Source organism: Nocardioides marinisabuli, assembly GCF_013466785.1.
Taxonomy (GTDB): Bacteria; Actinomycetota; Actinomycetes; order Propionibacteriales; family Nocardioidaceae; genus Nocardioides; species Nocardioides marinisabuli.
Window position 1 is genome coordinate 800,644 of sequence record NZ_CP059163.1, and the last position, 23,593, is coordinate 824,236.

A 23,593-nucleotide genomic window follows, 5' to 3' on the forward strand; every position below is an offset into this window, starting at 1 on the left:
GTCTCGACGACCGCTCCCGCTGCGGAGAGCGGGTGGGGGTCAGCGGTCGCGGGCCATCAGGGCGAGCTCGAGCAGCAGCTTGTCGCGGGGGCTGTTCAGGGACCGGCCGGTCAGCTCCTCGATCTGCTTGAGCCGGTAGATGACGGTGTTGCGGTGGCAGTAGAGCTCCTCCGCGGCGTGCGTGGGCGAGCCGTCGTGGCGCAGCAGGGCCGCGAGGGTGTCGAGCAGGGTGCGTGCCTGGGCCTCGGGCTGGGCCAGCAGCGGTCCCAGCGTCTCGCGCAGCAGCAGCGGCGCCACCTGGGGTGACCCGGCGAGCAGCACCTCGGGCAGCCGCTGCGAGACCGCGACGGCGCCCGTGGTGCCGCGCGGCATCGTCTCGGCGGCGCGGGTGGCGAGCTGGTAGGCCGACGCGAAGCCGGCCACGCCGTCGGGTGCGACGCAGACCCCGACGCGGGCCAGGACCTGGGGGCCCACCGCCTCGACGAGCTGGTCCTCGCCGAGGGTGACGGGGACGGGGTGGGCGACGTCGGCCGAGGCGGCGACGAGCCCGAAGTAGGTGCCGCCGCGCACGTGCCAGCGCACGCTCAGGCCGAGCCGTTCGAGGCGGTCCTCGCTGGGGCCCATGCCGCCGTCGGGCTCGCCGTCGAGCAGGGCCACCAGGCAGCCGACCGGGGCGTCGGGGTCGACGCCGAGCGCGTCGCGCACCTCCGCGGCGTACTCCGGGTCGGCGCCGCGACCCTCGACGAGCGCGTCGAGCACCGACTGCTGGCGCTGCAGGTCGGCGCGGGTGAGGCGGGCGCTCTCGCGCCGGTAGGAGTCGATGAGCACCGCGGTCTGCACGTCGAGGTTCGACCACACGATGCGCGCGGCGAGCAGCAGCACCGGCTCGTCGCCACGCCCGTCGCGGCGCTGGGAGTCGGCCACCAGCGCCTCCCACAGCATCCGCGCCCCGACCGTGTAGGCGTTGAGCACCAGCTCCAGCGGCACGCCCTGCTGGGCCCGTCGCCGGCCGGTCTCGCGCCACACCTGGACCGCCGCCGAGCTGCCCGCGGGGCGTTGACCGGTCAGCACCTCCAGGCCTCGCCGGATGTGCACCCGGGTGCTCTCGCGCACGTCGGCACGCATGTCCGGGTCGACCTGGTCGTAGATCGCGGCGTCGCGCTCGAGCAGGGTCAGCGTGATGCTGTCGGCGATGCGGTCGGACTGCTCGACGAGGGGCAGCCAGGCGCGCTGGACGTCCTCCAGGGTGACCCGCCCGGGTCCGACGTCGAGGCGCATGACGAGCACGTTCGCACCCATCGCACAAGGAGCGCCAGCGTAAAGGCGGTGAAATGGCGCATCGGCCAACATATTTTGTGCGATGCGCCTAGTGCGCGATCTGTGCGCTGCGACCAAAGTGGTGGACGTCACAGCGGGACGAACGCGTCCGGCTGCCCGTTCCCGGAAGGACCCCATGTCGTCCACACCGTCCGCCGACACCGGCACGAGGGCCGCAGCCCTGGAGCTCTCCGACGTCACCGTCCGCTTCGGTGGCATCACCGCCCTCAGCGAGGTGGGCCTCTCGGTGCGTCCCGGCTCCGTGCACGGCGTCATCGGTCCCAACGGCGCCGGCAAGACCACGCTGTTCAACGTCGCCTGCGGCTTCGTCACCCCCGACACCGGTCGGATCGTGCGCGAGGGCAGGACGCTCGACAAGCTGGCCCCGCACCAGCTCGCCGGCCTCTCGATGGCCCGCACGCTGCAGGGCCTCGGCCTCTTCGACCGCATCACCGTGCTCGACAACGTCATCGTCGGCGCCGACCGCCACGCCAGCTCGGGCTTCCTCGGCTCGCTGCTGGCCCTGCCCGGCGCGAGCCGCGAGGAGAAGGCGCTGCGCGAGCGGGCGATGGCGGTGCTCGCCGACCTCGGCATCGAGCAGTACGCCGGCCGCTACCCCGCCAGCCTCCCCTACCCGGTCCGCAAGCGCATCGCCCTGGCCCGCGCCCTGGCGGCCGAGCCGACGCTGCTGCTGCTCGACGAGCCCGCCAGCGGCCTGTCGGCGGCGGAGATGGACGAGCTCGGCGACCTCGTGTCGTCGCTGGGCTCGCGGATGTCGGTGATGCTCGTGGAGCACCACATGGACCTGGTGATGCGGGTCTGCGACGAGATCACCGTGCTCGACTTCGGCAAGGTGATCGCCCACGGCACTCCCGACGAGGTGCGCAACGACCCCGCCGTGCTCGCGGCCTACCTGGGCGACGAGGTGACCCACTGATGCTGACCCTCGACCGTCTCACCGCGGGCTACGGACCCGTGACCGCGCTGCAGGACGTCTCCTTCACCGCCGGCAAGGGCCAGATCACCGCCGTCCTCGGCGCCAACGGCGCCGGCAAGACGACGCTGCTGCGCACCGTCTCGGGCCTGCACCGCCCCGAGTCCGGCACCATCGCCCTCGACGGCCAGCCGCTGCGCAAGGTCACCGCCGAGCAGATGCCGGCGCTGGGCATGGTGCACGTCCCCGAGGGCCGCGGTGTGATCACCGAGCTCACCATCGAGGAGAACCTGCGCCTCGGCGGCCTGGCCAAGGGCGGCAAGTTCCGCTCCGAGGACCTGCAGCGCGTCTTCGACCTCTTCCCCGTGCTGGCCGACCGGCGCGCTGGCCTGGCCCACACCCTCTCCGGCGGCGAGCGGCAGATGCTGGTCATCGGCCGGGCGCTGATGTCGGAGCCCCGGCTGCTGCTGCTCGACGAGCCGTCGCTGGGGCTGGCGCCGCGCATCGTGGCCCAGATCTTCGACCTGCTGCGCGGGCTCGTCGACGACCAGGGCCTCAGCGTCCTGCTGGTCGAGCAGAACGCCCGCAGCGCCCTGTCGGTCGCCGACCACGGGATCGTCCTCAACCTCGGCCGCGTCGTGGCCGACGAGGCCGCCTCCGTCCTGGCCGCCGACGACCAGCTGCGCCACGCCTACCTCGGCTTCTGACCGCACCGCCCACCCCAAGAACGGAGATCGACGTGCAACAACTCGTGAACACCGCCCTCGGCGGGCTCACGCTCGGCGCCGTGTACGCCGCGTTCGCGCTGGCGCTGGTGCTGATCTTCCGGTCCACCCGGATCGTCAACTTCGCCCAGGCACCGATGGCGATGGTGACCACCTTCATCGCACTGACCCTGATCGACGCCGGCTACTCCTACTGGATCGGCTTCGCCGCCGCCCTCCTGGCCGGCCTGGTGCTCGGCGCGGTGATCGAGCGGGTGATCATCCGCCCCGTCGAGGACAAGCCCGAGATCAACGCCGTCATCCTGACGCTGGGTCTCTTCATCACCCTGCACGCGCTGGCCGCGGTCATCTTCGGCAACCGCTTCCGCTCCTTCCCCGCCCCGTTCGGGCTGCGCGGCCTCGAGGTCGGGGGCACCACCATCCGGCTCACCACCTCCGGCATCTTCACCATCGCCGCGGTCGCGACGGTGATGGTGCTGCTGCTCCTGCTCTTCCGCTACACCGACGTGGGTCTGCGGATGCGCGCCTCGGCGTACAACCCCGAGGTGGCGCGCCTGCTGGGCGTGCGGGTGGGCCGGATGCTCACCCTGGGCTGGGCCCTGGCCGCGGTGGTCGGGTCCCTCTCGGGCCTGCTGATCGCCAGCGGTGGCCTGGTGCACCCCGGCTACATGGACTCCATCGTCGTCTACGGCTTCGTCGCCGCGGTGCTCGGCGGGCTCGAGAGCCCCGTCGGTGCCGTGGTCGGCGGACTGACCCTGGGCCTGTCGCTGAGCTTCGTCAGCGGCTACCTCGGCTCCGAGCTGGTCGCCCTCGCCGCCCTGCTGATCCTGATGCTCGTGCTCACCCTGAGGCCCGGCGGGCTCTTCGCCGTCGCCTCCGCCAGGAGGGTCTGATGAACCGCTTCCTCGACGTGTGGCGCCACTCGGTGCTGGGTCGCCACCTGCTCACCGCCGTCCTCGGCCTGCTCGTGGTGATGGTGGTCCTCGAGGGCGTCAGCGACTTCCGCGCCCTCCAGCTGGCCGCCATGGCCTACCTCGGCATCGCCGCCGGCGGCCTGACGGTGCTCACCGGCATCAACGGCCAGATCTCCCTGGGCCACGGCGCCCTGATGGCCTTCGGCGCCTACACCACCGCCCTGCTGCTCGACGACCCGACCGGCTCGATGCCGATCTCGCTGGTCGTGCTCGCCTCGACGGTCGTGGCGCTCGTCGTGGGCACCGCCGTCGGCGTGGCCGCCGCCCGCCTGCACGGGCCCTACCTGGCCGGCGCGACGCTCGCGCTCGCCATCGCCGTGCCCGGCATCGCGCTCTACTTCCGGGACTTCCTGGGCGGCGAGCAGGGCCTGCGGGTCTCGCTGCCCGAGGTCCCGACCTGGGCGCTCGACCTGGAGTACCTGGTCACCGGCACCGAGATGTCGCGCAGCCAGTACGTCGCCTACCTGGGCTGGATCACCCTGATCGTCACCTTCGTGCTGCTGGCCAACCTGGCCCGCGGCCGGGTCGGTCGCCGCTGGCGCGCGGTGCGCGACGACGAGGTCTCCGCCGAGCTCGCCGGCATCCGGCTGGGCCGGGCCCGCATCTCGGCGTTCATGGTCAGCGCGGCCGCGGCCGGCGCAGCCGGCTCGGTCCTGGCCATCACCGCCCGGCTCGCGGCTCCCAGCGGCTTCACGATCGTGCTCAGCCTGACGCTGCTCACCGCCGTGGTCCTCGGCGGTCTCGGCTACCTGTCCGGTGCCCTGATCGGCGCCGGCCTGCTGACCTTCCTCCCGCCGTTCGTCACCCGCATCGGCGGCGACGCCGGGCTCTCCGACATCCGCGCCGCCGAGCTGGCGCCGCTGGTCTACGGCCTGGTGATGGTCCTGGTCATCCTGCTCGCCCCGGCCGGCCTGGTCGGCACCACCAAGATGTCGCTGGCCACCCGCCGGGCGCGCCGCCAGATGGCCGCCGCCGGCGGCGCCACGTCCCCCGACTCCCCCGACCGCTTCGACTCCCCGCACGACCCGCACCACAGCACCACCGAGCCCGACCCCGGCAAGCCCTCGGCATCCGGGTCCACCACCTCGAAGGGAAGTACACGATGAAGGCACGACTGCTGGCCCCCGTGGCCGGCCTGCTCACGGCCACCATGGTCCTGGCGGGCTGCGGCGCCGGAGGCGACCGCGAGAGCGACGGCGGCAGCGACGGCGGGGGCGCCTCCGACGTTGGTGTCACCGAGGACACCGTCACCGTCGGCGGCCACTTCCCGCTCACCGGTGTCGCCGCGCCCGGCTACAGCGAGATCCCCACCGGCGCCCAGGCCTACTTCGACTTCGTCAACGCCGCGGGCGGCGTCAACGGCCGCCAGATCGAGTACATCGTCAAGGACGACGGCTACAACCCGACCAACACCAGCCAGGTCACCAACGAGCTGGTCCTGCAGGACGAGATCTTCGCGATGGTGGGCGGCCTCGGCACCCCCACCCACAGCGCCGTCGTCGACTTCCTCAACTCCGAGGGCGTGCCCGACCTGTTCGTCTCCTCGGGCTCGCTGCAGTGGGGCGACGACGTCGAGTCCAAGCCCTACACCTTCGGCTGGCAGCCCGACTACGAGATCGAGGGCAAGATCATCGGCCAGTACATCGCCGAGAACATGCCCAAGGCGAAGGTCGGGCTGTTCCTCCAGGACGACGACTTCGGCGAGGACGGCGAGAAGGGTGTGCGCCAGTACCTCGACAAGCAGATCGTCGGCGTGGAGCGCTACACCTCCGGCAACACCGACGTCGGCCCGCAGGTGGCCGGTCTCCAGGCGGCGGGCGCCGACCTCGTGATCGCCTTCAACACCCCGTCGTACACCGCGCTGACCCAGCTCACCTCGCTGGCCCTCGGCTACGACCCGACCTGGTTCTACTCCAACGTCGGCTCCGACCCCCAGCTCGTCGGCTCGCTGCTCAACCGCTTCTCCGAGGGTGCCGTCGAGGGTGACAACAGCGCGCTCAACGGCGTGCTGACCACCGAGTACATCCCCGGCGTCGACGCCGCCGACGACCCGTGGGTCCAGCTGTGGCAGAAGGTCTGGGACCAGGAGGGCGAGGGCGGCGAGCTGACCAACTACCGGATCTACGGCATGTCGCAGGCCTACGCCTTCGTGCAGGCCCTGCAGGCCGCCGGCGAGGACCTGACCCGCGACGGCCTGGTCGAGGCCGTCGAGTCGTTCGAGGACATCGAGGGCCCGCAGCTGGCGCCGTTCCGCTTCAGCGCCGACAGCCACATGGGCATCTCCGGCATGCGCGTCGTGGAGCTCCAGGGCGGCAAGGCCGAGGAGCTCACCCCGGTGCTCGTCAGCGACATCGGCGACGCCCCCATCGAGGAGGACTCCTCCGACCAGGCCAACGACGCCCCGCCCGAGAGCGGTGTCCCGGACGCCGGCTGATCCGCACCACCCTGAGCACCATCCAGAGCACCACCACTGACGGCGGCGCCCGGTCCCTCGCGGACCGGGCGCCGTCGTCGTGCTTGGATGGCTCGGTGCCCCACGACTGGAACCGGCTGCTGCAGACCACCACCGAGCGGCTGGCCGGGCTCGTGGACGACGCCGACCCGGCCGCACCGGTGCCGGGGTGCCCCGACTGGTGCGCGGCCGACCTGGTCGAGCACGTCGGCGGGGTCTACCAGTGGGCCGCCCACGTGGTCCGCACCGGCGACCCCGAGGTGCACCCCGTGCCGGCACCCACCGACCTCGGCGAGCTGCCGGTCTGGTTCCGCGGCCACGTCGAGGAGCTGGTGCGGGTGCTGACCGGCACCGACCCCGACCAGGAGACCTGGACCTTCGGCCGCGGCCGCGGCACCGCCGGCTGGTGGACCCGCCGCCAGACCCTCGAGACCACGCTGCACACCTTCGACCTGCTCGACTCGCAGGGCCGGGCCGGGGAGTGGGACGTGCCGGCACCGCTGGCCTGGGAGGCCGTGCGCGAGGTGGTCACCCTCTTCTACCCCCGCCAGCTGCGGATGGGGCGCATCGACCCGCTGCCGGGCACCCTGCTGCTGACCCCCACCGACCTCGACGACGAGCCGGTCGCCGTCGGCGACGGACGCCCCGTGGTCGAGCTCAACGCCCCTGCGGGCGAGCTGGCGCTGCTGGCCTACCGACGTCGTACCAGCGACGACCCCGCCGCCGCGGCGCTCCTGGCGCTCGGGCTCACTCCCTGACGGGTCCGGCGCCCACGTCCGCCGCGCGCCGGGTCTCCAGCACCCGGAAGCCCTTGGCGCTGGCGAGCCGGGTGGTGGGCCAGCCCTGCTCGCCGAGCCAGCGCTGCAGCGAGTCGCCGCCGAGGTTCTTGCCCACGACCATCACCGCACGACCGCCCGGCGCGAGCCGCGGCAGCCAGGTCAGCAGGAGCTCGTGCAGCGCCTGCTTGCCGATCCTGATCGGCGGGTTCGACCAGATCTCGTCGTACGCCGCCTCCGCCGGCACCTCGTCGGGCAGCAGCGCGGCGTAGCGCTCGGCGACCCCCACCGACCGGGCGTTCTCGCGGGCCAGCAGGAGGGCGCGCTCGTTGACGTCGACGGCGTCGACCTGCGCCGTGGGGGCCGCGACGGCCGCCGCCAGCCCGATGACGCCGTAGCCGCAGCCCAGGTCGAGCAGCCGGCCGCCGGTCGGCGGCGGCGTCTCGCGGAACAGCACGGCGGTGCCGACGTCGAGGCGGCCCTGCGCGAAGACGCCCGAGCCGGTGACCAGGTCGAGGTCGTGGCCCCAGACCGACACCGTGACCGGGGCCCGCTTGAAGGGCACCGACGGGTCGGCGGTGAAGTAGTGCTCGTCGCTCACGCCGTCTCCTCGGGGCTGTGCCTGTGCTTGATCGGGTGGGGCTCGCGCGGGTGGGGCTCGGGCAGCGCCGCCCGCCGCGCGCGCGTCTGGTCGGCGCGCTCGGCCAGCTCGTCGTCGCCGGGGTAGGCCACCTCCTCGAGGGTCAGCCCGTGCGCGTGCGCGACCGCGACCTGCGGCTGGCGCTCGCGGGAGAGCAGCACCTGGGCCGGCCACTCCACCGGGCGCCGCCCCTCCCCCACGGTCAGCAGGCAGCCCACCAGGGCGCGCACCATGGAGTGGCAGAAGGCGTCGGCGCGCACGCTCGCCTCGACCAGCCCGGTCGGGGTGCGCCGCCAGTCGAGGTCGAGCAGGGTGCGCACGGTGGTGGCGCCCTCGCGGCGCTTGCAGAACGCGGCGAAGTCGTGGTGCCCGACGAGCGCGGCCGACCCGGCCGCCAGCAGCCCGACGTCGAGCGGGCGGGGCCAGACCAGCACGTGGTGGCGGGCCAGCGGGTCGAGGCTCTCGGCGCGGTCGGCGACCCGGTAGGTGTAGCGGCGCCAGGTCGCCGAGAAGCGGGCGTCGAAGCCCTCCGGCGCCCGGCTCACGCGTCGTACGACGACGTCGGGCGGCAGGATCCCGTTGAGCCGGCGCACCAGCGCCTCCAGCGGCGGCGCCGGTGAGCGGCCGGCCGAGACGGTGACCGCCTGCTCGTCGACGTCGGCGTGCAGCACCTGGCCGCGCGCGTGCACGCCCGCGTCGGTGCGCCCCGCGCAGACCACCGGCACCCGGGCGCTGCCCGGCGGGTCGTCGTCGCGCACCCCGACCCGCAGCGCGACGGCCAGGGCCGTCTCGACCTCGTGCTGGACGGTGCGCAGCCCCGGCTGGGTCGCCCAGCCCCGGAAGTCGGTCCCGTCGTAGGCGAGGTCGATCCGCAGGCGCACCCGCCCATCCTCTCCTCAGACCAGCTCGGCGCGGTACGGCGGGTCGGCGCCGGGGCGCGAGACGGTGATGGAGGCGGCGTGGGCGGCGTGGGCCAGCAGCCGCTCGACGACCTCGGGCGCCAGCGCCGGGAGGCGGCCGCCCAGGAGGCCCTCCTCGGCGAGCCCGTCGACGAGGGCGGCGGCGAAGGTGTCGCCGGCCCCGATCGTGTCGGCCACCTCGACGCGGCGCGGCGCCACCGTCACCTCGCGCTCGTGGTCGAACCAGGTCGCGCCCTCGGCCCCGCGGGTCAGCACCACGACCGACGGACCCATCGTCAGCAGCCGGGCGGCCGACCGCTCGACCGTGAGGTCGGGCCAGAGCAGCTCGAGGTCCTCGTCGCTGACCTTCACCAGGTCGGCGAGCGCCACGACGCTCTCGACGCTGGCCACCACGTCCGGCCCCGTGCCGGTCACGGCCGCACGCACGTTGACGTCGTAGGAGATGGTGGCGTGCTCGCGCAGGCGGTCGACCAGCGCGCGGACGGTGCCGGCGCCCGGCTCGATCACCGCGGAGAAGGAGCACACGTGCACGGCCGCCGGGGCCGGGTCGGTGGGCACGTCGCCCAGCCGCCAGTCGAGGTCGAACTCGTAGGACGCCGCGCCGTCCGCGCCGATCGTCGCGGCGGCCGTCGAGGTCCGCTCGACGACGTGCGGGTCGATCGCCAGCGCGACGCCGGAGCCCGCCAGGTGCTCGGCGAGCATCCGGCCGTGCGCGTCGTCGGCGTACGACGTGGCGAAGCGGACCGTGCGGCCCAGGCGGGCCAGCGCCACCGCGACGTTGGCCGCGCTCCCCCCGGGGTGCTCGCCGACCGACCCGTCGGCGGTGCGCACCACGTCGACCAGCGCTTCCCCGACCACCATCACGTCCCTGTCCATAGCGCGGGTCTACCACGCCGGGACGTCCGCGACCACCTCGGTCACCGCCAGCCTAGGGTTCGGGCATGACCGTGCGACCGCTCGACCCGTCGTCCGACGAGCCGCCCTTCGAACAGCTGCGGCGCCAGGTGGCCGCCCGCGCCGCCTCGGGCGACCTGGTGCCCGGCACGAGGCTGCCCACGGTGCGGGCGCTGGCCGAGCAGCTGGGCGTCGCGGCGGGCACGGTGGCGCGCGCCTACCGCGAGCTCGAGGCCGACGGGGTGGTGGCGACCGAGGGGCGCCGCGGCACCTTCGTGGCCTCGGCCGCGCAGGCGGGCTCGGGCGACGCCGAGCGGGCCGCCGCCGAGTACGTCGCTGCGCTGCGCCGCCTGGGTCTCGGCGTGGGCGACGCGCTGCGCCTCGTCGAGCGCGAGTGGTCGCGGTGAGCGAGCACCGCCCGCGCCGCTACGTCGTGGTCGGGGTGGGTGCCGTCGGCGGCGCCGTCGCCGCCCTGCTGCACGAGGCCGGCCTCGAGGTCACCGCCGTGGCCCGCGGCGAGCACCTGGCCCGGCTGCGCGCCGAGGGGCTGCGCCTGGCCGTCGGCCACGACGAGCGGGTGGTGCGCCTGCGCACGGCCGCCGGCCCGGCCGAAGTCGAGTGGCACGACGACACCGTGGTCCTGCTCGCGGTGAAGTCCCAGCAGACCCAGGCGGCCCTGGCCGACCTCGCCGCCCACGCGCCCCCCGGCACCCCGGTGGTGTGCCTGCAGAACGGCGTCAGCAACGAGCGCGCCGTGCTGCGCCACTTCGGAGCGGTGCACGCCGTGACCGTGATGATGCCCGCCAGCCACCTCAGCCCCGGCCAGGTCGTCCTGCACTCCCTGGGCGCCCCGGGCCTGCTCGACATCGGCTCCTACCCCGCCGGCGTCGACGCGGTCGACGAGGCCGTGGCCGTCGACCTGCGCAGCGCCGGCTTCCAGAGCGTGCCCCGCCCCGACGCGATGGCCTGGAAGCACCGCAAGCTGCTGGTGAACCTCGGCAACGGCGTCGACGCCGCCTGCCAGGACGGGCCCGCTGCCGAGCGGCTGGTCGAGCTGGTGCGCGAGGAGGGCGAACGGGTCCTGCACGCGGCCGGCGTGCCGGTGGTCAGCCGTGCCGACGACCTCGCCCGGCGCGGCGAGCTGCTGCGCCCGCTGGTGCGCCGCGACGAGGCGGGCTCGTCGACCTGGCAGAGCCTGGCCCGCCGCACCGGCGACGTGGAGGTCGACCACCTCAACGGCGAGATCGTGCTCCTGGGACGCCTGCACGGGGTCGCGACGCCGGCCAACGAGCTGGTGCAGCTCACCGTGAACCGGCTGGCCCGCGAGGGCGCCGCGGCCCGGCTGCTCGACGCCGCCGACCTGCTGGCCCGGCTCCCCGGCGGCGGCTAGAAGTCGTCGCCGCTCTCGTGCCGCTGCCCGCCCTGGCCGCCCCGCCTGCGCAGGTGCACGCGTCGGGCGAGACGGATGGCGGGCCTGATGCCCAGCTGGGCACTGCCGACCACGAAGAGCCAGGTGCCGGCGTACGCGGTCGACTCCTGGAAGAACAGGATGCTGCCGATCAGGAACCAGAGCGCGATGAGCAGGTCGTTGGCGATGCTCGCGACCTCGTAGCGGTCGCGCAGGACCACTTCCTCGCTGGTTCCAGGGACGTGCAGGGCCATCTCTCCTCCTGGTGCGTGCCGGGGGCGGGAACGACGACGACCCGCCCGAGGAGCTCGGGCGGGTCGTCGGCGGTGCGGGTCAGGACTTGGTGTCGTCCTCGTCGGCGACCTCGGCCTCGGCGACCACGGACTCCTCGGGGGAAGCCTCCTCGGTCATCTCGGTCGGGGTCTCCTCGACAGCGGTCTCCTCGGCGGGGGTCTCCTCGGCGGGAGCCTCCTCGGCGGGGGTCTCCTCGGCCGCCGGGGCGGCCGGGGCGGGCTTGGCCGCCTTCGGGGTGGCGCTGTAGGCCTCGGTGACGAGCTCGATCACGGCCATCGGCGCGTTGTCGCCCTTGCGGGGGCCGATCTTGGTGATGCGGGTGTAGCCGCCGGGACGCTCCGAGAAGGTCGGGGCGATCTCGGTGAAGAGCACGTGCACGACACCCTTGTCGCGGATGGTCTTGAGGACCTCGCGACGGTTGTGCAGGTCGCCCTTCTTGGCCTTCGTGATCAGCTTCTCGGCCCACGGACGCAGGGCACGGGCCCGCGACTCGGTGGTGGTGATCCGGCCGTGCTCGAAGAGCTGGGTGGCCAGGTTCGCCAGGATCAGGCGCTGGTGGGAGGGGCTGCCGCCGAGGCGGGGACCCTTGGTGGGCTTGGGCATCGTTCTCTCTCTTCTCTCCGGCCGTACCAGGTACCGGGGTAGACGGTCGGCGGTCGCCGACCGGTTTGGGCGGGACCGGGGGCGCGGGCGCCCCCGGTCTCACCAGGTCAGTACTGCTCGTCCTCGACGAACGCGTCGTCGTCGTCGTCGCCGTACGCCGCGAGGGCGGCGTGCGGGTCGAAGCCGGGCGCGCTGTCCTTGAGGGACAGGCCCATCTCGACCAGCTTGGCCTTGACCTCGTCGATCGACTTCGCACCGAAGTTGCGGATGTCGAGGAGGTCCTGCTCCGAGCGACCGATGAGCTCACCCACGGTGTGGATGCCCTCGCGCTTGAGGCAGTTGTAGGAGCGGACGGTCAGCTGCAGGTCCTCGACCGGGAGGGCGAGGTCGGCAGCCAGCTGCTCGTCGACCGGCGAGGGGCCGATGTCGATGCCCTCGGCCTCGACGTTCAGCTCGCGGGCCAGGCCGAAGAGCTCGACCAGGGTCTTGCCGGCCGAGGCGATCGCGTCGCGGGGACGGATCGAGGGCTTGGTCTCGACGTCGATGACGAGCTTGTCGAAGTCGGTGCGCTGCTCGACACGGGTGGCCTCGACCTTGTAGGTCACCTTCAGCACGGGGCTGTAGATCGAGTCGACCGGCATCCGGCCGATCTCGTTGTCGGCACCCTTGTTCTGCACGGCCGAGACGTAGCCGCGACCGCGCTCGACGACGAGCTCCATCTCCAGCTTGCCCTTGTCGGACAGCGTGGCGATCTTGAGGTCGGGGTTGTGCACCTCGACACCGGCCGGGGGCGCGATGTCGGCGGCGGTGACGTCACCGGCACCGGACTTGCGCAGGTACATCGTGACCGGCTCGTCGTGCTCGGAGGAGACGACGAGACCCTTGAGGTTGAGGATCACCTCGGTCACGTCCTCCTTGACGCCCTCGATGGTCGAGAACTCGTGGAGCACGTTGTCGATCTTGATGCTGGTGACCGACGCGCCGGGGATCGAGCTGAGCAGCGTGCGGCGCAGCGAGTTGCCGAGCGTGTAGCCGAAGCCGGGCTCGAGCGGCTCGATGACGAAGCGCGAGCGGAACTCGTCGACGGTCTCTTCCGAGAGGGTGGGGCGCTGTGCGATGAGCACTGGGTCTTTCCTTTCCGGGCCCACCCACTATTTGACGGGCCCGAACTGCGAGGTGGAAGGAAGATGGAGCGGTGGTGCAGGAGCCAGGCGCTGTCCCGGGCGGGCCCGGGACAGCGCCCGAGGATCACTTCTTCGAGTAGTACTCGACGATGAGCTGCTCCTGGACCGGGAGGTCGATCTGCGCCCGGGTGGGGACCTGGTGGACCAGGACCCGCATCCGCTCGGGCAGCGCCTCGAGCCAGGCCGGGACGACGCGCTCGCCGTGGGTCTCGCGAGCCACGATGAAGGGCGTCATCTCCAGGGACTTCTCGCGCACGTCGATGATGTCGTGGGCGGTGACCTGGAACGACGGGATGTCGACCTTCTTGCCGTTCACCAGGAAGTGGCCGTGCGAGACCAGCTGGCGGGCGTGACGACGGGTCCGCGCGAAGCCGGCGCGGTAGACCACGTTGTCGAGGCGGCACTCGAGCATCTGGAGCAGGTTGTCACCCGTCTTGCCAGAGCGGCGCGAGGCCTCCTTGTAGTAGTTCAGGAACTGCTTCTCCATCACGCCGTAGGTGAAGCGGGCCTTCTGCTTCTCCTGCAGCTGCGAGCGGTACTCGCTCTCCTTGATGCGGGCACGGCCGTGCGCGCCGGGAGGGTAGGGGCGACGCTCGAACGAAGCGTCACCGCCGACGAGGTCCACGCCGAGACGGCGGGACTTCCGGGTCATGGGACCGGTGTAACGGGCCATCTCTCAAGTCTCCTGTTCTCGGGCGCGGGTCAGACGCGGCGGCGCTTGGGCGGGCGGCAGCCGTTGTGGGGCGTGGGCGTGACGTCCTGGATGGTGCCGACCTCGAGGCCGATCGCACCCAGCGAGCGGATCGCCGTCTCACGACCGGAGCCGGGGCCCTTGACGAAGACGTCGATCTTCTTCATGCCGTGCTCCATCGCCCGACGACCGGCCGCCTCGGCGGCCATCTGCGCGGCGAACGGGGTGGACTTGCGCGAGCCCTTGAAGCCGACGGTGCCGGCCGAGGCCCACGAGATCACCGCACCGGTGGGGTCGGTGATGGTGACGATGGTGTTGTTGAACGTGCTCTTGATGTGGGCTTCGCCCTGCGCGACGTTCTTCTTCTCCTTGCGGCGCACCTTCTTGGCGCCGGCCGCGGAGCGGCTCTTGGGAGGCATAGATGTACTCCTGGGTTAGCTGGTCGGTGAGTTCGAGATCGAAGTGCAGTGAGACGCCCGGGGGCGTGCGATCACTTGGACTTCTTCTTGCCGGCGACCGTGCGCTTGGGACCCTTGCGGGTGCGCGCGTTGGTCTTGGTGCGCTGACCGCGGACCGGGAGGCCCATGCGGTGACGGCGACCCTGGTAGCTGCCGATCTCGATCTTGCGACGGATGTCGGCCTGGACCTCGCGGCGGAGGTCACCCTCGATCTTGAAGTTGGCGTCGATGGCGTCGCGGAGCTTGACCAGCTCGTCGTCGCCGAGCTCGTGCACGCGAGTGTTCGGGTTGACCCCGGTCTCGGCGAGCAGCTGCTGGGCGGAGGTACGGCCGATGCCGTAGATGTAGGTGAGTGCGATCTCGATGCGCTTGTCGCGCGGGAGGTCCACACCAACGAGGCGTGCCATGTGATGGCCTTTCGGTGGTTCGCAGAGGTGTCGGTCGTGACGCGTCCCGTCCCTCGTCGGTCGGGCCCCGGCCTTCTGCTCCGGGGGTGGTTTCACCGCGGTGTGCGGCTAAGCGTTCACGTATGGAGGTTGTTCAGTTGTGCGCTGCACCGGCCCTGGGGCCGGCGCCTGCTCAGCCCTGGCGCTGCTTGTGGCGGGGGTTGGAGCAGATGACCATGACGCGGCCGTGGCGACGGATCACCTGGCACTTGTCGCAGATGCGCTTGACGCTGGGCTTGACCTTCATGTCGAGGTCCTTTCGTGGCTCCCGCCGGGAACCGTCGGCTTCGCTTACTTGTAGCGGTAGACGATCCGACCTCGGGTGAGGTCGTACGGCGAGAGCTCCACCACCACGCGGTCCTCGGGGAGGATCCGGATGTAGTGCTGGCGCATCTTGCCGCTGATGTGGGCGAGAACCTTGTGCCCGTTGCTCAGCTCGACGCGGAACATGGCATTCGGCAGGGCTTCCACGACGGAGCCCTCGATCTCGATCACGCCTTCTTTCTTCGGCATGTCCTCCACAATCTGTTGTCTATCGTTTTCTGCACTGCCCCGACGGGTGCCGGAGCAGGTGGCCCGGGAACCTCCGGCGCCGAGGCGGACCTCGAGCCGGTGGACCTCGTGCGGTCGTCCCCTGGCCCCTCACCCGCACGCACGCGACCCTCTCTCACGAGGTGGTCGAGCACGGTGACGGGCAGCCGCGAGGCGCCACGAAACAGACCCACGTTGGGCCGACACGCCAGTTTAGACGCGCCCTGCTCGGGATCCCTAATCAGGACGCGAGCAGCCGCAGCGTCTGCTCCCGAGCGGGCGAGGTGGCCGGGTCGGTGCCGGCGTACGCCGACGCCACCGGGTGCACCATCACCTCGTCGACGCCGTGCTCGGCCGCGAGGTCGCGCACGCGCGCCCGGGCGGTCTCGGCGTCGCCGATCACCCAGCGCCGCGACATCGCCTCGACCAGGGCCCGCTGCTCCTCGGGGATCCCGACCTCCTCGGCCTCCTCGACGAGGCGCTGCGGGCCCAGCGGCTGCCCGGTGCGCAGCGCCAGCATCATCTGCAGGTGCGGCAGCGCCAGGCGCTCGGCCTCCTCGGCGGTGGGGGCGACGGCGGCGTTGACGGTCAGGAAGGTGCGCGGGGCGTCGAGCACCTCCGAGGGCCGGAAGGTGTCGCGGTAGAGCGCCAGCGCCTCGGCGGTGCCCTGCCCGGAGAAGTGGTGCGCGAAGACGTAGGGCAGCCCCCGCTCGGCGGCCAGTCGCGCAGAGTAGTCGGAGGAGCCGAGCAGCCACAGGCTGGCCACGCTCGCCGCGACCGGGGTCGCGCGCAGCGGCTGGGTGCGGCCCTGGACCGCCACCCCGACACCCTCGGGAGCCATCATCGCCGCCACGTTGTCGACGTACTCGGGGAAGCGCGAGACGGCGTCGTCGCCCACTCCCCCGGCGCCGTGGCGCAGCGCGTACGACGTCACCGGGTCGGTGCCCGGCGCCCGGCCGATGCCCAGGTCGATGCGCCCGGGGAACGCGGCCTCCAGCAGGCTGAACTGCTCGGCCACCACCAGCGGGGCGTGGTTGGGCAGCATCACCCCGCCCGAGCCGACGCGCATCCGCGACGTGGCACCGGCGATGAGCCCGATCAGGACCGGCGGGTTGGTGGCCGCCACGGCCGGCATGTTGTGGTGCTCGGCGACCCAGTAGCGGGTGGCGCCGACCTCGTCGGCGGTGCGGGCCAGGTCGAGGCTGGCCCGCACCGCGTCGGCGGACGTCTGGTCGGTGCGCACGGGCACCAGGTCGAGGACGGAGAGGTTCGGCGAAGTCACCTCTCAGGAGCGTCCGTCGACCCGTCGCTTATTCCGGACCGCCGAGGTCCCTCACTCGGCCGGGCGCGGCGCCGGCGGGGTGGAGTCGGTGGCCTCCACCTCGGTGCGCTCGTCCTTCTTGGTCTTGGCGAGGCTGGCCAGGGCCGTGACGGCCAGCGCCACCAGGATCACCGCGAGGCTCAGCAGGGTCGGCACCTCCCAGCCGATGATCTCGCTCTCGTGCAGGGCGTGGATCACCAGCTTGGCGCCGATCCAGGCCAGGATGAAGGACAGCCCCAGGGAGAGGTAGACCAGGCGCTCGAGCAGGCCGCCGATCAGGAAGTAGAGCTGGCGCAGGCCCATCAGCGCGAAGACGTTGGCGGTGAAGACCAGGTAGGGCTCCTGGGTGATGCCGAAGATGGCCGGGATCGAGTCGAGCGCGAACAGCACGTCGGTGAAGCCGAGCGCGATGATGACGATCAGCATCGGGGAGGCGAAGCGCACCCCGTTCTCGCGGTAGAAGAGCTTCAGGCCGTGCCACTGGTCGCCCACGTTGAGGTGGTTCTGGGCGAACTTCACGATGCGGGAGTCCTCGGGGTGCTCCTCCTCGTGCTTGCGGTAGGAGCGCACCAGGTTGACCGCGGTGTAGATGAGGAAGGCACCGAAGATGTAGAAGACCCAGCTGAAGTTCTGGATCAGCGCGTAGCCGACCGCGATGAAGATGCCGCGGAAGACCAGGGCCAGGATGATGCCCACCATCAGGGCCTCCTGCTGGTACTTGCGGGGCACCTTGAGGGCCGCCATCAGCACGATGAAGACGAAGAGGTTGTCGACCGAGAGGCTCTTCTCCACCACGAAGCCGGTGAAGTAGTCGACGCCGTACTCCTGGCCGTGGAAGCCCCAGGTCCACACGCCGAACGCGAACGCCGCGGCCATGTAGAGGATGAACGCGACGGTGCTCTCGCGCATGGTCGGCTCGTGCGGGTTGCGCGAGATGATGATGACGTCGAAGAGCAGCACGGCACACGTGACGGTGATCGTGATGCCCCATTCGAGGGCGGAGACGTCCACAGGGTTCCTCCTGGGTCAAAGGGTTGGCGGCAGCGCCGAGGTCTCTCCCGCCGCTGCTGCGACCCACCGCCCCGGACCGGTCGAGGACCGGTCGTGCTGACGAGGCGGTGGCGAAGGAATACTCCCCCCTGCGGGGGCCATCATCGCACGGGCGTGGTGGAGGACCCGCCTCGACGGCGTCGTACGACGCTCAGCGCCCACCGAAGGGCACACCGAGCTCGCGCAGCTCGGCCTCGCCGCCGTCGAGGGCGGTCAGCACCCAGGTGCCGGTCTCGGTGAGGGTGAAGGTGTGCTCGTAGTGCGCCGACCAGGAGCCGTCGGTGGTCACCACGGTCCAGTCGTCCTCGAGCACCGCGGTGTCCTTGCCACCCAGGGTGATCATCGGCTCGACGGCCAGCGCCAGGCCCTCGACCAGGCGCGCACCGCGCCCGGGCCTGCCGTAGTTGGGCACGTCGGGGGGCAGGTGCATCTCGGTGCCGATGCCGTGCCCGACGTAGTCCTCGAGGATGCCGTATGAGCCCTGCGAGCGCACGTGGCTCTCCACCGCGTGGGAGATGTCGGTGACCCGCCCGCCCGAGCGGGCCGCGGCGATGCCCCGCCACAGCGCCTCCTGGGTGGTGCGCATCAGCTCGCGCACCTCGTGGGGCACCTCCCCGACCGCCACCGTGAGCGCCGCGTCGCCGTGCCAGCCCTCGACGATGGCGCCGCAGTCGATCGAGACGACGTCGCCGTCGGCGAGCACCCGCCCGTCGGGGATGCCGTGCACGACCACGTCGTTGACCGAGGTGCAGATCGAGCCGGGGAACCCGTAGTAACCCTTGAAGGACGGGGTGGCCCCGCGCGAGCGGATGCTGTCCTCCGCGATGGCGTCGAGCTCGGCGGTGGAGATGCCGGCACGCACCGAGCCGCGCAGCAGCTCGAGGGTCTCCCCCACCACCAGCCCGGCCCTGCGCATCAGGTCGACCTGCTCGGGGCTCTTGATCTCGAGCCCGCGGTCACGCAGTCCCATCGCGGGCGACCCTCAGCCGCGCGGGGAGGAGTCGAGCGCCTCGAGCACGCGCGCGGTCACATCGGCGACCTCGCCCATGCCGTCGACCTCGACCAGCAGCCCGCGCTCGCGGTAGACCTCGATGAGGGGCTCGGTCTGCTCGGCGTAGATCTCCTGGCGCCGGCGGATGACGTCCTCGGTGTCGTCGGCGCGGCCCTCGGTCTGCGCGCGCTGCAGCAGCCGCTGGACGATCTCGTCCATCTCGACCGTGAGCACGACGACGGCGTCGATGCGCTCCTGGCGCTCGCCCACCATGGCGTCGAGCTCCTCGACCTGGGCCAGGGTGCGCGGGTAGCCGTCGAGCAGGAACCCGCCCTTGGCGTCGTCCTCCGCGATCCGGTTGGCGACCATGGAGTTGGTGACCTCGTCGGGGACGTAGTCGCCCGCGTCCATGTAGCGCTGGGCCTCGAGGCCCAGGGGCGTGCCCTGGGAGACGTTGGCCCGGAAGATGTCACCGGTGGAGATGGCGGGCACCGAGTAGTGCTCGGCCACGAACTTGGCCTGGGTGCCCTTGCCGGCCCCCGGGGGGCCCATCAGGATCAGCCTCAACGCAGGAATCCTTCGTAGTTGCGCTGCTGGAGCTGGCTCTCGATCTGCTTCACCGTGTCGAGCGCGACACCCACCATGATCAGGATGGAGGTGCCTCCGAACGGGAAGTTCTGGTTGGCGTCGATCAGGACCAGGGCGATCAGCGGGATGAGCGCGATCAGACCCAGGTAGAGAGCGCCCGGCAGCGTGATGCGGGACAGGACGTAGGACAGGTAGTCCTCGGTCGGCTTACCGGCCCGGATCCCGGGGATGAAGCCGCCGTACTTCTTCATGTTGTCGGCCACCTCGTGCGGGTTGAAGGTGATCGAGACGTAGAAGTAGGTGAAGAAGACGATCAGCGCGAAGTAGGTGATCATGTAGAGCGGGTGGTCACCGTTGACGAAGTAGCGGCTGACGAAGGTGATCCAGGTCGAGTCGCTGTTCTGGTTGAACTGCACCGCCATCGCGGGCAGGTAGAGCAGCGACGAGGCGAAGATGACCGGGATGATGCCGGCCTGGTTCACCTTGAGCGGGATGTAGGTGGAGGAGCCGCCGAACATCTTGCGCCCCACCATGCGGCGCGCGTACTGGACCGGGATCCGGCGCTGGGCCTGCTCGATGAAGATGACGGCCGCCACGATGACCAGGCCGATGGCCAGCACGACCCCGAAGAGCCACCAGCCCTGCGACTTCTGGACCTCCCAGAGGGCGGCCGGGAAGGTCGCGACGACCTGGCAGAAGATCAGGATCGACATGCCGTTGCCGACGCCGCGCTCGGTGATCAGCTCGCCGAGCCACATGATCACGGCGGTGCCGGCGGTCATGGTGATCACCATGACCAGGAAGGTCGAGGTGGAGTCGTCGTGCAGCAGCGGCAGGTTGCACTGCAGCAGGTTGCCCGAGCGCGCCAGGGCCACGATGCCGGTGGCCTGCAGGACCGAGAGGCCCAGGGTCAGGTAGCGCGTGTACTGCGTGATCTTGGTCTGCCCCGCCTGGCCCTCCTTCTTCAGCGCCTCGAGCCGTGGGATCACCACGACGAGCAGCTGCAGGATGATGCTGGCGGTGATGTAGGGCATGATCCCGAGCGCGAAGATCGTCAGCTGGAGCAGCGCTCCACCCGAGAACAGGTTCACCAGGCTGTACAGGCTCGCATTCTCGCCCTGGGAGGCCAGGTCGATGCACTGCTGCACGTTGGCGACGTTCACCCCCGGTGCCGGGATCTGCGATCCGGCCCGGAAGATCACGATGATCATCAGGACGAACAGCAGCTTGCGCCGCAGGTCCGGCGTCCTGAAAGCGTTGGCGAAAGCGCCTAGCACGAGATCCTCTTTCTCCACACAGAATTGCGGCTCCCCGGGCACACCCAGGAAGCCTCGGGAAGCCTAACAGGCTGTCGGGGCCACGATGTCACGCTCCCTGGCGTGCGCGGGCACCGACACCGGCTACCGACGACGAAGGGCGCGGGAGGCCGCCTTGCGGCGGCGCTCTCCCGCGCCCTCATCGTGGTGTCGCCGAGACTCAGACCGTGGTGGTCGAGCCGCCGGCGGCCTCGATCTTCGAGACGGCCGAGGCCGAGAACGCCTGGGCGCTCACGTCGACCTTGACCGAGATGTCGCCCTGACCCAGCACCTTCACCGGGTGGCCGTCACGGACGGCCCCCTTGGCGACGAGGTCCTCGACGGTGACGGTGCCACCCTCGGGGAACAGCGTGCTGAGGCGGTCGAGGTTGACGACCTGGAACTCCACCTTGAACGGGTTCTTGAAGCCCTTGAGCTTCGGGAGCCGCATGTGGATGGGCATCTGGCCGCCCTCGAACGCGACCGGGACCTGGTACCGGGCCTTGGTGCCCTTGGTACCGCGACCCGCGGTCTTGCCCTTCGAGGCCTCACCGCGACCCACACGGGTCTTGGCGGTCTTGGCGCCCTTGGCCGGGCGCAGGTGGTGCAGCTTGAGCGTCGTCATGTCACTCGACCTCCTCGACGGTCACCAGGTGGCGAACCGTGTTGACCATGCCGCGGATCTCCGGGCGGTCCTCCTTGACGACCACGTCACCGATCCGCTTGAGACCGAGGGTGCGCAGCGTCTCGCGCTGGTTGGCCTTGAGGCCGACCAGGCCCTTCTTCTGCTGGACCTTGAGCTGTGCCATCAGGAGGACACCTCCTGCGACACACCCGCCGGCACCTCGGTGCGCGCCTTGAGCAGCGCCGCCGGGGCGACGTCCTCGACCGGCAGGCCGCGACGGGCGGCCACGGCCTCGGGCTGCTCGAGCATGCGCAGCGCCTCGACGGTGGCGTGCACGATGTTGATCTGGTTGGACGACCCGAGCGACTTGCTCAGGATGTCGTGGATGCCGGCGCACTCGAGCACCGCACGCACCGGGCCACCGGCGATCACACCGGTACCGGGCGCGGCCGGGCGGAGCATGACGACGCCAGCCGCCTTCTCCCCCTGGACCGGGTGCGGGATGGTGCCCTGGATGCGAGGGACGCGGAAGAAGTTCTTCTTCGCCTCCTCGACACCCTTGGCGATCGCCGCGGGCACCTCCTTGGCCTTGCCGTAGCCGACGCCGACCAGACCCTCACCGTCGCCGACGACCACGAGGGCGGTGAAGCTGAAGCGTCGACCACCCTTCACGACCTTGGCGACACGGTTGATCGCAACGACGCGCTCGATGTAGGCGGTCTTGTCCGCACCCTGGTTACCGCGACGGTCGTCGCGACCACGGCGCTCGCCACCACGCTGTCCGCGCTGGGCTCCGCTCATGAGACTTTCCTCTTCTCTATTGCTTGACGTGCGATCAGAAGGTCAGGCCGCCCGAGCGGGCGCCGTCCGCCAGGGCCGCGACGCGACCGTGGTACTTGTTGCCGGCGCGGTCGAAGACGACCTCGTCGACTCCGGCAGCCTTGGCGCGCTCGGCGACGAGCTCGCCGACCTTCTTCGCCTTGGCGGTCTTGTCGCCCTCGTCGCCCCGCAGGTCGCTCTCCATGGTGGAGGCGCTGGCCAGCGTCTTGCCGACCAGGTCGTCGACGACCTGGACGGAGATGTGCTTGGAGCTGCGGGTGACGACGAGACGCGGACGCTCGGCGGTGCCGTGCACCTTCTTGCGACCCCGCATCTGACGACGCAGGCGCGATCGGGTGCGCGTCGCAGTGTGCTTGTTGTTCGACAGCGAGATACCCATGGTCACTTACCAGCCTTTCCGACCTTGCGGCGGACCTGCTCGCCGGCGTAGCGCACGCCCTTGCCCTTGTAGGGCTCGGGCTTGCGCAGCTTGCGGATGTTGGCCGCGACCTCACCGACGAGCTGCTTGTCGATGCCCTGGACACCGAGCTTGGTGGGGCCCTCGACCGTGAACGTGATGCCCTGGGGGGCGTCGAAGATGATCGGGTGCGAGTACCCGAGCTGGAACTCCAGCTGGGTGGGGCCCTTGGAGAGGACGCGGTAACCCACGCCCACGATCTCGAGCTTCTTCTCGTAGCCGTCGGTGACACCGACGACCATGTTGTTGACCAACGTGCGGGTCAGCCCGTGCAACGAGCGCGACTCGCGCTCGTCGTCAGGACGCTTGACGTCGAGGACGCCGTCACCCTGCTCGACGGTGATCGGGCTCGCCACGGAGTGCGAGAGGGTGCCCTTGGGCCCCTTCACAGTCACCAGCGGACCATCGATCGCCACGTCGACACCGGACGGGACCGCGACGGGGAGCTTGCCAATGCGCGACATGCTGTAGTTCTCCTATCTCGGTCTCGTCGTCACCAGACGTAGGCGAGGACTTCCCCACCCACGCCCTTCTGGTTTGCCTGGCGGTCGGTCAGCAGGCCCTGGCTCGTCGAGATGATCGCGACGCCCAGTCCGCCGAGCACCTTCGGGAGACCCGTGTGCTTGGCGTAGACCCGCAGGCCCGGCTTGCTGATGCGGCGAACGCCCGCGATGGAGCGCTCCCGGTTGCGGCCGTACTTCAGCGTGATGGTCAGCGTCTTGCCGACCTCACCCTCGGCCGGCTCGGCGACGTCGAAGGAGGTGATGTACCCCTCCTGCTTGAGGATCTCGGCGACGCCCTGCTTGAGCTTGCTGTAAGGCATGGTCACAGCGTCGTGGTACGCCTGGTTGGCGTTGCGCAGACGGGTCAGCATGTCTGCGATCGGGTCAGTCATCGTCATGGCCGTGAGGCCCTTTCTCCACCGTGGTATCGCCCCTGCATCTCAGGGGCGACCTGCAGCGATCGTGTGTAGATGGAACGGGAGGTCTGGTTCACCAGCTGGACTTGGTCACGCCGGGCAGCTCGCCACGGTGCGCCATCTCCCGCAGGCAGATGCGGCACAGGCCGAACTTGCGGTACACGGCCTTGGGACGGCCGCAGCGCTGGCAACGGGTGTAGCCACGCACCGCGAACTTCGGCTTGCGAGCAGCCTTGACCTTCAGGGCGGTCTTCGCCATG

Annotated in this window: 32 protein-coding genes; 8 read left to right on the forward strand and 24 right to left on the reverse strand. The window is 71.1% G+C overall.

Features of this window, described 5'->3' with window-relative positions; all coding sequences use genetic code 11:
* Positions 1 to 39: 39 nt before the first annotated feature.
* Complete coding sequence (locus H0S66_RS03745) at positions 40 to 1,299, reverse strand: PucR family transcriptional regulator (RefSeq protein WP_180923785.1); 1,260 nt, start codon at positions 1,297 to 1,299, stop codon at positions 40 to 42.
* A gap of 154 nt (positions 1,300 to 1,453) precedes the next feature.
* Here H0S66_RS03745 and H0S66_RS03750 point away from each other — a divergent pair, with 154 nt between their 5' ends.
* The 6 genes from H0S66_RS03750 (at position 1,454) to H0S66_RS03775 (ending at position 7,160) form a co-directional block, all read left to right on the forward strand.
* Positions 1,454 to 2,254, forward strand: coding sequence for an ABC transporter ATP-binding protein (locus tag H0S66_RS03750; protein WP_179614208.1), 801 nt, complete (start codon positions 1,454 to 1,456; stop codon positions 2,252 to 2,254).
* Positions 2,254 to 2,958 (forward strand): ABC transporter ATP-binding protein, encoded by a 705-nt coding sequence (locus H0S66_RS03755; RefSeq protein WP_179614209.1) that lies wholly within the window; start codon positions 2,254 to 2,256, stop codon positions 2,956 to 2,958. Before H0S66_RS03750 ends, H0S66_RS03755 begins: the two co-directional genes overlap by 1 nt.
* A 44-nt stretch (positions 2,959 to 3,002) precedes the next feature.
* Positions 3,003 to 3,869: a branched-chain amino acid ABC transporter permease gene (locus tag H0S66_RS03760; RefSeq protein WP_258017084.1), complete on the forward strand. Its 867-nt coding sequence runs from the start codon at positions 3,003 to 3,005 to the stop codon at positions 3,867 to 3,869.
* Positions 3,869 to 5,056 carry a branched-chain amino acid ABC transporter permease gene (locus tag H0S66_RS03765; protein WP_179614211.1) on the forward strand — a complete coding sequence of 396 codons (1,188 nt, stop codon included), beginning with the start codon at positions 3,869 to 3,871 and terminating at the stop codon, positions 5,054 to 5,056. Before H0S66_RS03760 ends, H0S66_RS03765 begins: the two co-directional genes overlap by 1 nt.
* Positions 5,053 to 6,384: an ABC transporter substrate-binding protein gene (locus H0S66_RS03770; protein ID WP_179614212.1), complete on the forward strand. Its 1,332-nt coding sequence runs from the start codon at positions 5,053 to 5,055 to the stop codon at positions 6,382 to 6,384. The genes H0S66_RS03765 and H0S66_RS03770 overlap by 4 nt, the downstream gene beginning before the upstream one ends.
* 95 nt (positions 6,385 to 6,479) lie before the next feature.
* On the forward strand, positions 6,480 to 7,160 hold the full coding sequence (locus H0S66_RS03775; protein WP_179614213.1) for a maleylpyruvate isomerase family mycothiol-dependent enzyme: 681 nt from the start codon (positions 6,480 to 6,482) through the stop codon (positions 7,158 to 7,160).
* Here H0S66_RS03775 and H0S66_RS03780 read toward each other — a convergent pair.
* The 3 genes from H0S66_RS03780 to H0S66_RS03790 are packed head-to-tail and all read right to left on the reverse strand — an operon-like array spanning position 7,150 to position 9,614.
* Positions 7,150 to 7,779 (reverse strand): class I SAM-dependent methyltransferase, encoded by a 630-nt coding sequence (locus H0S66_RS03780; protein WP_179614214.1) that lies wholly within the window; start codon positions 7,777 to 7,779, stop codon positions 7,150 to 7,152. The two genes, H0S66_RS03775 and H0S66_RS03780, sit on opposite strands and share 11 nt — an antisense overlap.
* Positions 7,776 to 8,699, reverse strand: coding sequence for a tRNA pseudouridine(38-40) synthase TruA (gene truA, locus H0S66_RS03785; RefSeq protein WP_179614215.1), 924 nt, complete (start codon positions 8,697 to 8,699; stop codon positions 7,776 to 7,778). The genes H0S66_RS03780 and truA overlap by 4 nt, the downstream gene beginning before the upstream one ends.
* A 15-nt stretch (positions 8,700 to 8,714) precedes the next feature.
* On the reverse strand, positions 8,715 to 9,614 hold the full coding sequence (locus H0S66_RS03790) for a carbohydrate kinase family protein (protein ID WP_218876217.1): 900 nt from the start codon (positions 9,612 to 9,614) through the stop codon (positions 8,715 to 8,717).
* A 65-nt stretch (positions 9,615 to 9,679) separates the two neighbouring features.
* Between H0S66_RS03790 and H0S66_RS03795 the strand changes: the two genes are divergently transcribed.
* The gene (locus H0S66_RS03795; protein ID WP_179614216.1) at positions 9,680 to 10,039 is read left to right on the forward strand and encodes a GntR family transcriptional regulator; all 360 of its coding nucleotides are present in this window, start codon (positions 9,680 to 9,682) and stop codon (positions 10,037 to 10,039) included.
* Entirely contained in the window at positions 10,036 to 11,022 is a 987-nt protein-coding gene (locus H0S66_RS03800; protein WP_179614217.1) for a ketopantoate reductase family protein, read from the forward strand. The genes H0S66_RS03795 and H0S66_RS03800 overlap by 4 nt, the downstream gene beginning before the upstream one ends.
* On the opposite strand, the gene H0S66_RS03805 is transcribed toward H0S66_RS03800, so the two are convergent.
* The 20 genes from H0S66_RS03805 to H0S66_RS03900 all read right to left on the reverse strand — a co-directional run bounded on the left by H0S66_RS03805 (position 11,019) and on the right by H0S66_RS03900 (position 23,592).
* Positions 11,019 to 11,294 (reverse strand): YrhK family protein, encoded by a 276-nt coding sequence (locus tag H0S66_RS03805; protein WP_179614218.1) that lies wholly within the window; start codon positions 11,292 to 11,294, stop codon positions 11,019 to 11,021. The genes H0S66_RS03800 and H0S66_RS03805 overlap by 4 nt on opposite strands.
* A 79-nt stretch (positions 11,295 to 11,373) precedes the next feature.
* Complete coding sequence (gene rplQ, locus H0S66_RS03810) at positions 11,374 to 11,937, reverse strand: 50S ribosomal protein L17 (protein WP_179614219.1); 564 nt, start codon at positions 11,935 to 11,937, stop codon at positions 11,374 to 11,376.
* A 107-nt stretch (positions 11,938 to 12,044) separates the two neighbouring features.
* Positions 12,045 to 13,061, reverse strand: a complete 1,017-nt coding sequence (locus tag H0S66_RS03815; protein ID WP_179614220.1) for a DNA-directed RNA polymerase subunit alpha — start codon at positions 13,059 to 13,061, stop codon at positions 12,045 to 12,047.
* A 124-nt stretch (positions 13,062 to 13,185) separates the two neighbouring features.
* Positions 13,186 to 13,794 carry a 30S ribosomal protein S4 gene (gene rpsD / locus H0S66_RS03820; protein ID WP_179614221.1) on the reverse strand — a complete coding sequence of 203 codons (609 nt, stop codon included), beginning with the start codon at positions 13,792 to 13,794 and terminating at the stop codon, positions 13,186 to 13,188.
* Between the two features lie 29 nt (positions 13,795 to 13,823).
* On the reverse strand, positions 13,824 to 14,231 hold the full coding sequence (rpsK, locus tag H0S66_RS03825) for a 30S ribosomal protein S11 (RefSeq protein WP_179531991.1): 408 nt from the start codon (positions 14,229 to 14,231) through the stop codon (positions 13,824 to 13,826).
* Between the two features lie 71 nt (positions 14,232 to 14,302).
* The gene (gene rpsM / locus H0S66_RS03830; RefSeq protein WP_179614222.1) at positions 14,303 to 14,677 is read right to left on the reverse strand and encodes a 30S ribosomal protein S13; all 375 of its coding nucleotides are present in this window, start codon (positions 14,675 to 14,677) and stop codon (positions 14,303 to 14,305) included.
* Positions 14,678 to 14,849: 172 nt separating this feature from the next.
* Positions 14,850 to 14,963, reverse strand: a complete 114-nt coding sequence (gene rpmJ / locus H0S66_RS03835; RefSeq protein WP_179614223.1) for a 50S ribosomal protein L36 — start codon at positions 14,961 to 14,963, stop codon at positions 14,850 to 14,852.
* A gap of 44 nt (positions 14,964 to 15,007) precedes the next feature.
* On the reverse strand, positions 15,008 to 15,229 hold the full coding sequence (infA, locus tag H0S66_RS03840) for a translation initiation factor IF-1 (RefSeq protein ID WP_068114187.1): 222 nt from the start codon (positions 15,227 to 15,229) through the stop codon (positions 15,008 to 15,010).
* Positions 15,230 to 15,488: 259 nt separating this feature from the next.
* On the reverse strand, positions 15,489 to 16,529 hold the full coding sequence (locus H0S66_RS03845) for an LLM class flavin-dependent oxidoreductase (RefSeq protein ID WP_179614224.1): 1,041 nt from the start codon (positions 16,527 to 16,529) through the stop codon (positions 15,489 to 15,491).
* A 51-nt stretch (positions 16,530 to 16,580) separates the two neighbouring features.
* Positions 16,581 to 17,579, reverse strand: a complete 999-nt coding sequence (locus H0S66_RS03850) for a TerC family protein (RefSeq protein WP_179614225.1) — start codon at positions 17,577 to 17,579, stop codon at positions 16,581 to 16,583.
* A gap of 190 nt (positions 17,580 to 17,769) precedes the next feature.
* Positions 17,770 to 18,588 (reverse strand): type I methionyl aminopeptidase, encoded by an 819-nt coding sequence (map, locus tag H0S66_RS03855; protein WP_179614226.1) that lies wholly within the window; start codon positions 18,586 to 18,588, stop codon positions 17,770 to 17,772.
* Positions 18,589 to 18,600: 12 nt separating this feature from the next.
* Positions 18,601 to 19,176 carry an adenylate kinase gene (locus H0S66_RS03860; RefSeq protein ID WP_179614227.1) on the reverse strand — a complete coding sequence of 192 codons (576 nt, stop codon included), beginning with the start codon at positions 19,174 to 19,176 and terminating at the stop codon, positions 18,601 to 18,603.
* On the reverse strand, positions 19,173 to 20,474 hold the full coding sequence (gene secY, locus H0S66_RS03865; protein ID WP_179614228.1) for a preprotein translocase subunit SecY: 1,302 nt from the start codon (positions 20,472 to 20,474) through the stop codon (positions 19,173 to 19,175). Before secY ends, H0S66_RS03860 begins: the two co-directional genes overlap by 4 nt.
* Positions 20,475 to 20,673: 199 nt before the next feature.
* The gene (rplO, locus tag H0S66_RS03870) at positions 20,674 to 21,117 is read right to left on the reverse strand and encodes a 50S ribosomal protein L15 (protein WP_179614229.1); all 444 of its coding nucleotides are present in this window, start codon (positions 21,115 to 21,117) and stop codon (positions 20,674 to 20,676) included.
* Position 21,118: 1 nt separating this feature from the next.
* Positions 21,119 to 21,301, reverse strand: coding sequence for a 50S ribosomal protein L30 (rpmD, locus tag H0S66_RS03875; RefSeq protein ID WP_179614230.1), 183 nt, complete (start codon positions 21,299 to 21,301; stop codon positions 21,119 to 21,121).
* Positions 21,301 to 21,918, reverse strand: a complete 618-nt coding sequence (gene rpsE / locus H0S66_RS03880; protein ID WP_179614231.1) for a 30S ribosomal protein S5 — start codon at positions 21,916 to 21,918, stop codon at positions 21,301 to 21,303. The genes rpmD and rpsE overlap by 1 nt, the downstream gene beginning before the upstream one ends.
* Before the next feature lie 34 nt (positions 21,919 to 21,952).
* Positions 21,953 to 22,336 carry a 50S ribosomal protein L18 gene (rplR, locus tag H0S66_RS03885; protein ID WP_179614232.1) on the reverse strand — a complete coding sequence of 128 codons (384 nt, stop codon included), beginning with the start codon at positions 22,334 to 22,336 and terminating at the stop codon, positions 21,953 to 21,955.
* A gap of 2 nt (positions 22,337 to 22,338) precedes the next feature.
* A complete protein-coding gene (gene rplF / locus H0S66_RS03890; RefSeq protein ID WP_179614233.1) occupies positions 22,339 to 22,878 on the reverse strand; it encodes a 50S ribosomal protein L6 in 540 nt (179 codons plus the stop codon).
* Between the two features lie 29 nt (positions 22,879 to 22,907).
* Positions 22,908 to 23,315, reverse strand: a complete 408-nt coding sequence (gene rpsH / locus H0S66_RS03895; protein WP_179614234.1) for a 30S ribosomal protein S8 — start codon at positions 23,313 to 23,315, stop codon at positions 22,908 to 22,910.
* A gap of 91 nt (positions 23,316 to 23,406) precedes the next feature.
* Positions 23,407 to 23,592, reverse strand: coding sequence for a type Z 30S ribosomal protein S14 (locus H0S66_RS03900; protein ID WP_011757321.1), 186 nt, complete (start codon positions 23,590 to 23,592; stop codon positions 23,407 to 23,409).
* Between the last annotated feature and the right edge of the window lies 1 nt (position 23,593).

What these genes read in the sequence shown, in the direction of transcription:
- rplO (WP_179614229.1), bottom strand. Translation starts at nt 21,117, where the DNA reads ATGACGACGCTCAAGCTGCACCACCTGCGCCCGGCCAAGGGCGCCAAG.
- H0S66_RS03750 (WP_179614208.1), top strand. Translation starts at nt 1,454, where the DNA reads ATGTCGTCCACACCGTCCGCCGACACCGGCACGAGGGCCGCAGCCCTG.
- rpsH (WP_179614234.1), bottom strand. Translation starts at nt 23,315, where the DNA reads ATGACGATGACTGACCCGATCGCAGACATGCTGACCCGTCTGCGCAAC.
- rpmJ (WP_179614223.1), bottom strand. Translation starts at nt 14,963, where the DNA reads ATGAAGGTCAAGCCCAGCGTCAAGCGCATCTGCGACAAGTGCCAGGTG.
- H0S66_RS03755 (WP_179614209.1), top strand. Translation starts at nt 2,254, where the DNA reads ATGCTGACCCTCGACCGTCTCACCGCGGGCTACGGACCCGTGACCGCG.
- rpsK (WP_179531991.1), bottom strand. Translation starts at nt 14,231, where the DNA reads ATGCCTCCCAAGAGCCGCTCCGCGGCCGGCGCCAAGAAGGTGCGCCGC.
- rpsM (WP_179614222.1), bottom strand. Translation starts at nt 14,677, where the DNA reads ATGGCACGCCTCGTTGGTGTGGACCTCCCGCGCGACAAGCGCATCGAG.
- rpsE (WP_179614231.1), bottom strand. Translation starts at nt 21,918, where the DNA reads ATGAGCGGAGCCCAGCGCGGACAGCGTGGTGGCGAGCGCCGTGGTCGC.
- H0S66_RS03805 (WP_179614218.1), bottom strand. Translation starts at nt 11,294, where the DNA reads ATGGCCCTGCACGTCCCTGGAACCAGCGAGGAAGTGGTCCTGCGCGAC.
- H0S66_RS03765 (WP_179614211.1), top strand. Translation starts at nt 3,869, where the DNA reads ATGAACCGCTTCCTCGACGTGTGGCGCCACTCGGTGCTGGGTCGCCAC.
- H0S66_RS03745 (WP_180923785.1), bottom strand. Translation starts at nt 1,299, where the DNA reads ATGGGTGCGAACGTGCTCGTCATGCGCCTCGACGTCGGACCCGGGCGG.
- infA (WP_068114187.1), bottom strand. Translation starts at nt 15,229, where the DNA reads ATGCCGAAGAAAGAAGGCGTGATCGAGATCGAGGGCTCCGTCGTGGAA.
- rplF (WP_179614233.1), bottom strand. Translation starts at nt 22,878, where the DNA reads ATGTCGCGCATTGGCAAGCTCCCCGTCGCGGTCCCGTCCGGTGTCGAC.
- H0S66_RS03770 (WP_179614212.1), top strand. Translation starts at nt 5,053, where the DNA reads ATGAAGGCACGACTGCTGGCCCCCGTGGCCGGCCTGCTCACGGCCACC.
- rplR (WP_179614232.1), bottom strand. Translation starts at nt 22,336, where the DNA reads ATGGGTATCTCGCTGTCGAACAACAAGCACACTGCGACGCGCACCCGA.
- rpmD (WP_179614230.1), bottom strand. Translation starts at nt 21,301, where the DNA reads ATGGCACAGCTCAAGGTCCAGCAGAAGAAGGGCCTGGTCGGCCTCAAG.
- map (WP_179614226.1), bottom strand. Translation starts at nt 18,588, where the DNA reads ATGGGACTGCGTGACCGCGGGCTCGAGATCAAGAGCCCCGAGCAGGTC.
- H0S66_RS03790 (WP_218876217.1), bottom strand. Translation starts at nt 9,614, where the DNA reads ATGGACAGGGACGTGATGGTGGTCGGGGAAGCGCTGGTCGACGTGGTG.
- H0S66_RS03900 (WP_011757321.1), bottom strand. Translation starts at nt 23,592, where the DNA reads ATGGCGAAGACCGCCCTGAAGGTCAAGGCTGCTCGCAAGCCGAAGTTC.
- rpsD (WP_179614221.1), bottom strand. Translation starts at nt 13,794, where the DNA reads ATGGCCCGTTACACCGGTCCCATGACCCGGAAGTCCCGCCGTCTCGGC.
- rplQ (WP_179614219.1), bottom strand. Translation starts at nt 11,937, where the DNA reads ATGCCCAAGCCCACCAAGGGTCCCCGCCTCGGCGGCAGCCCCTCCCAC.
- H0S66_RS03795 (WP_179614216.1), top strand. Translation starts at nt 9,680, where the DNA reads ATGACCGTGCGACCGCTCGACCCGTCGTCCGACGAGCCGCCCTTCGAA.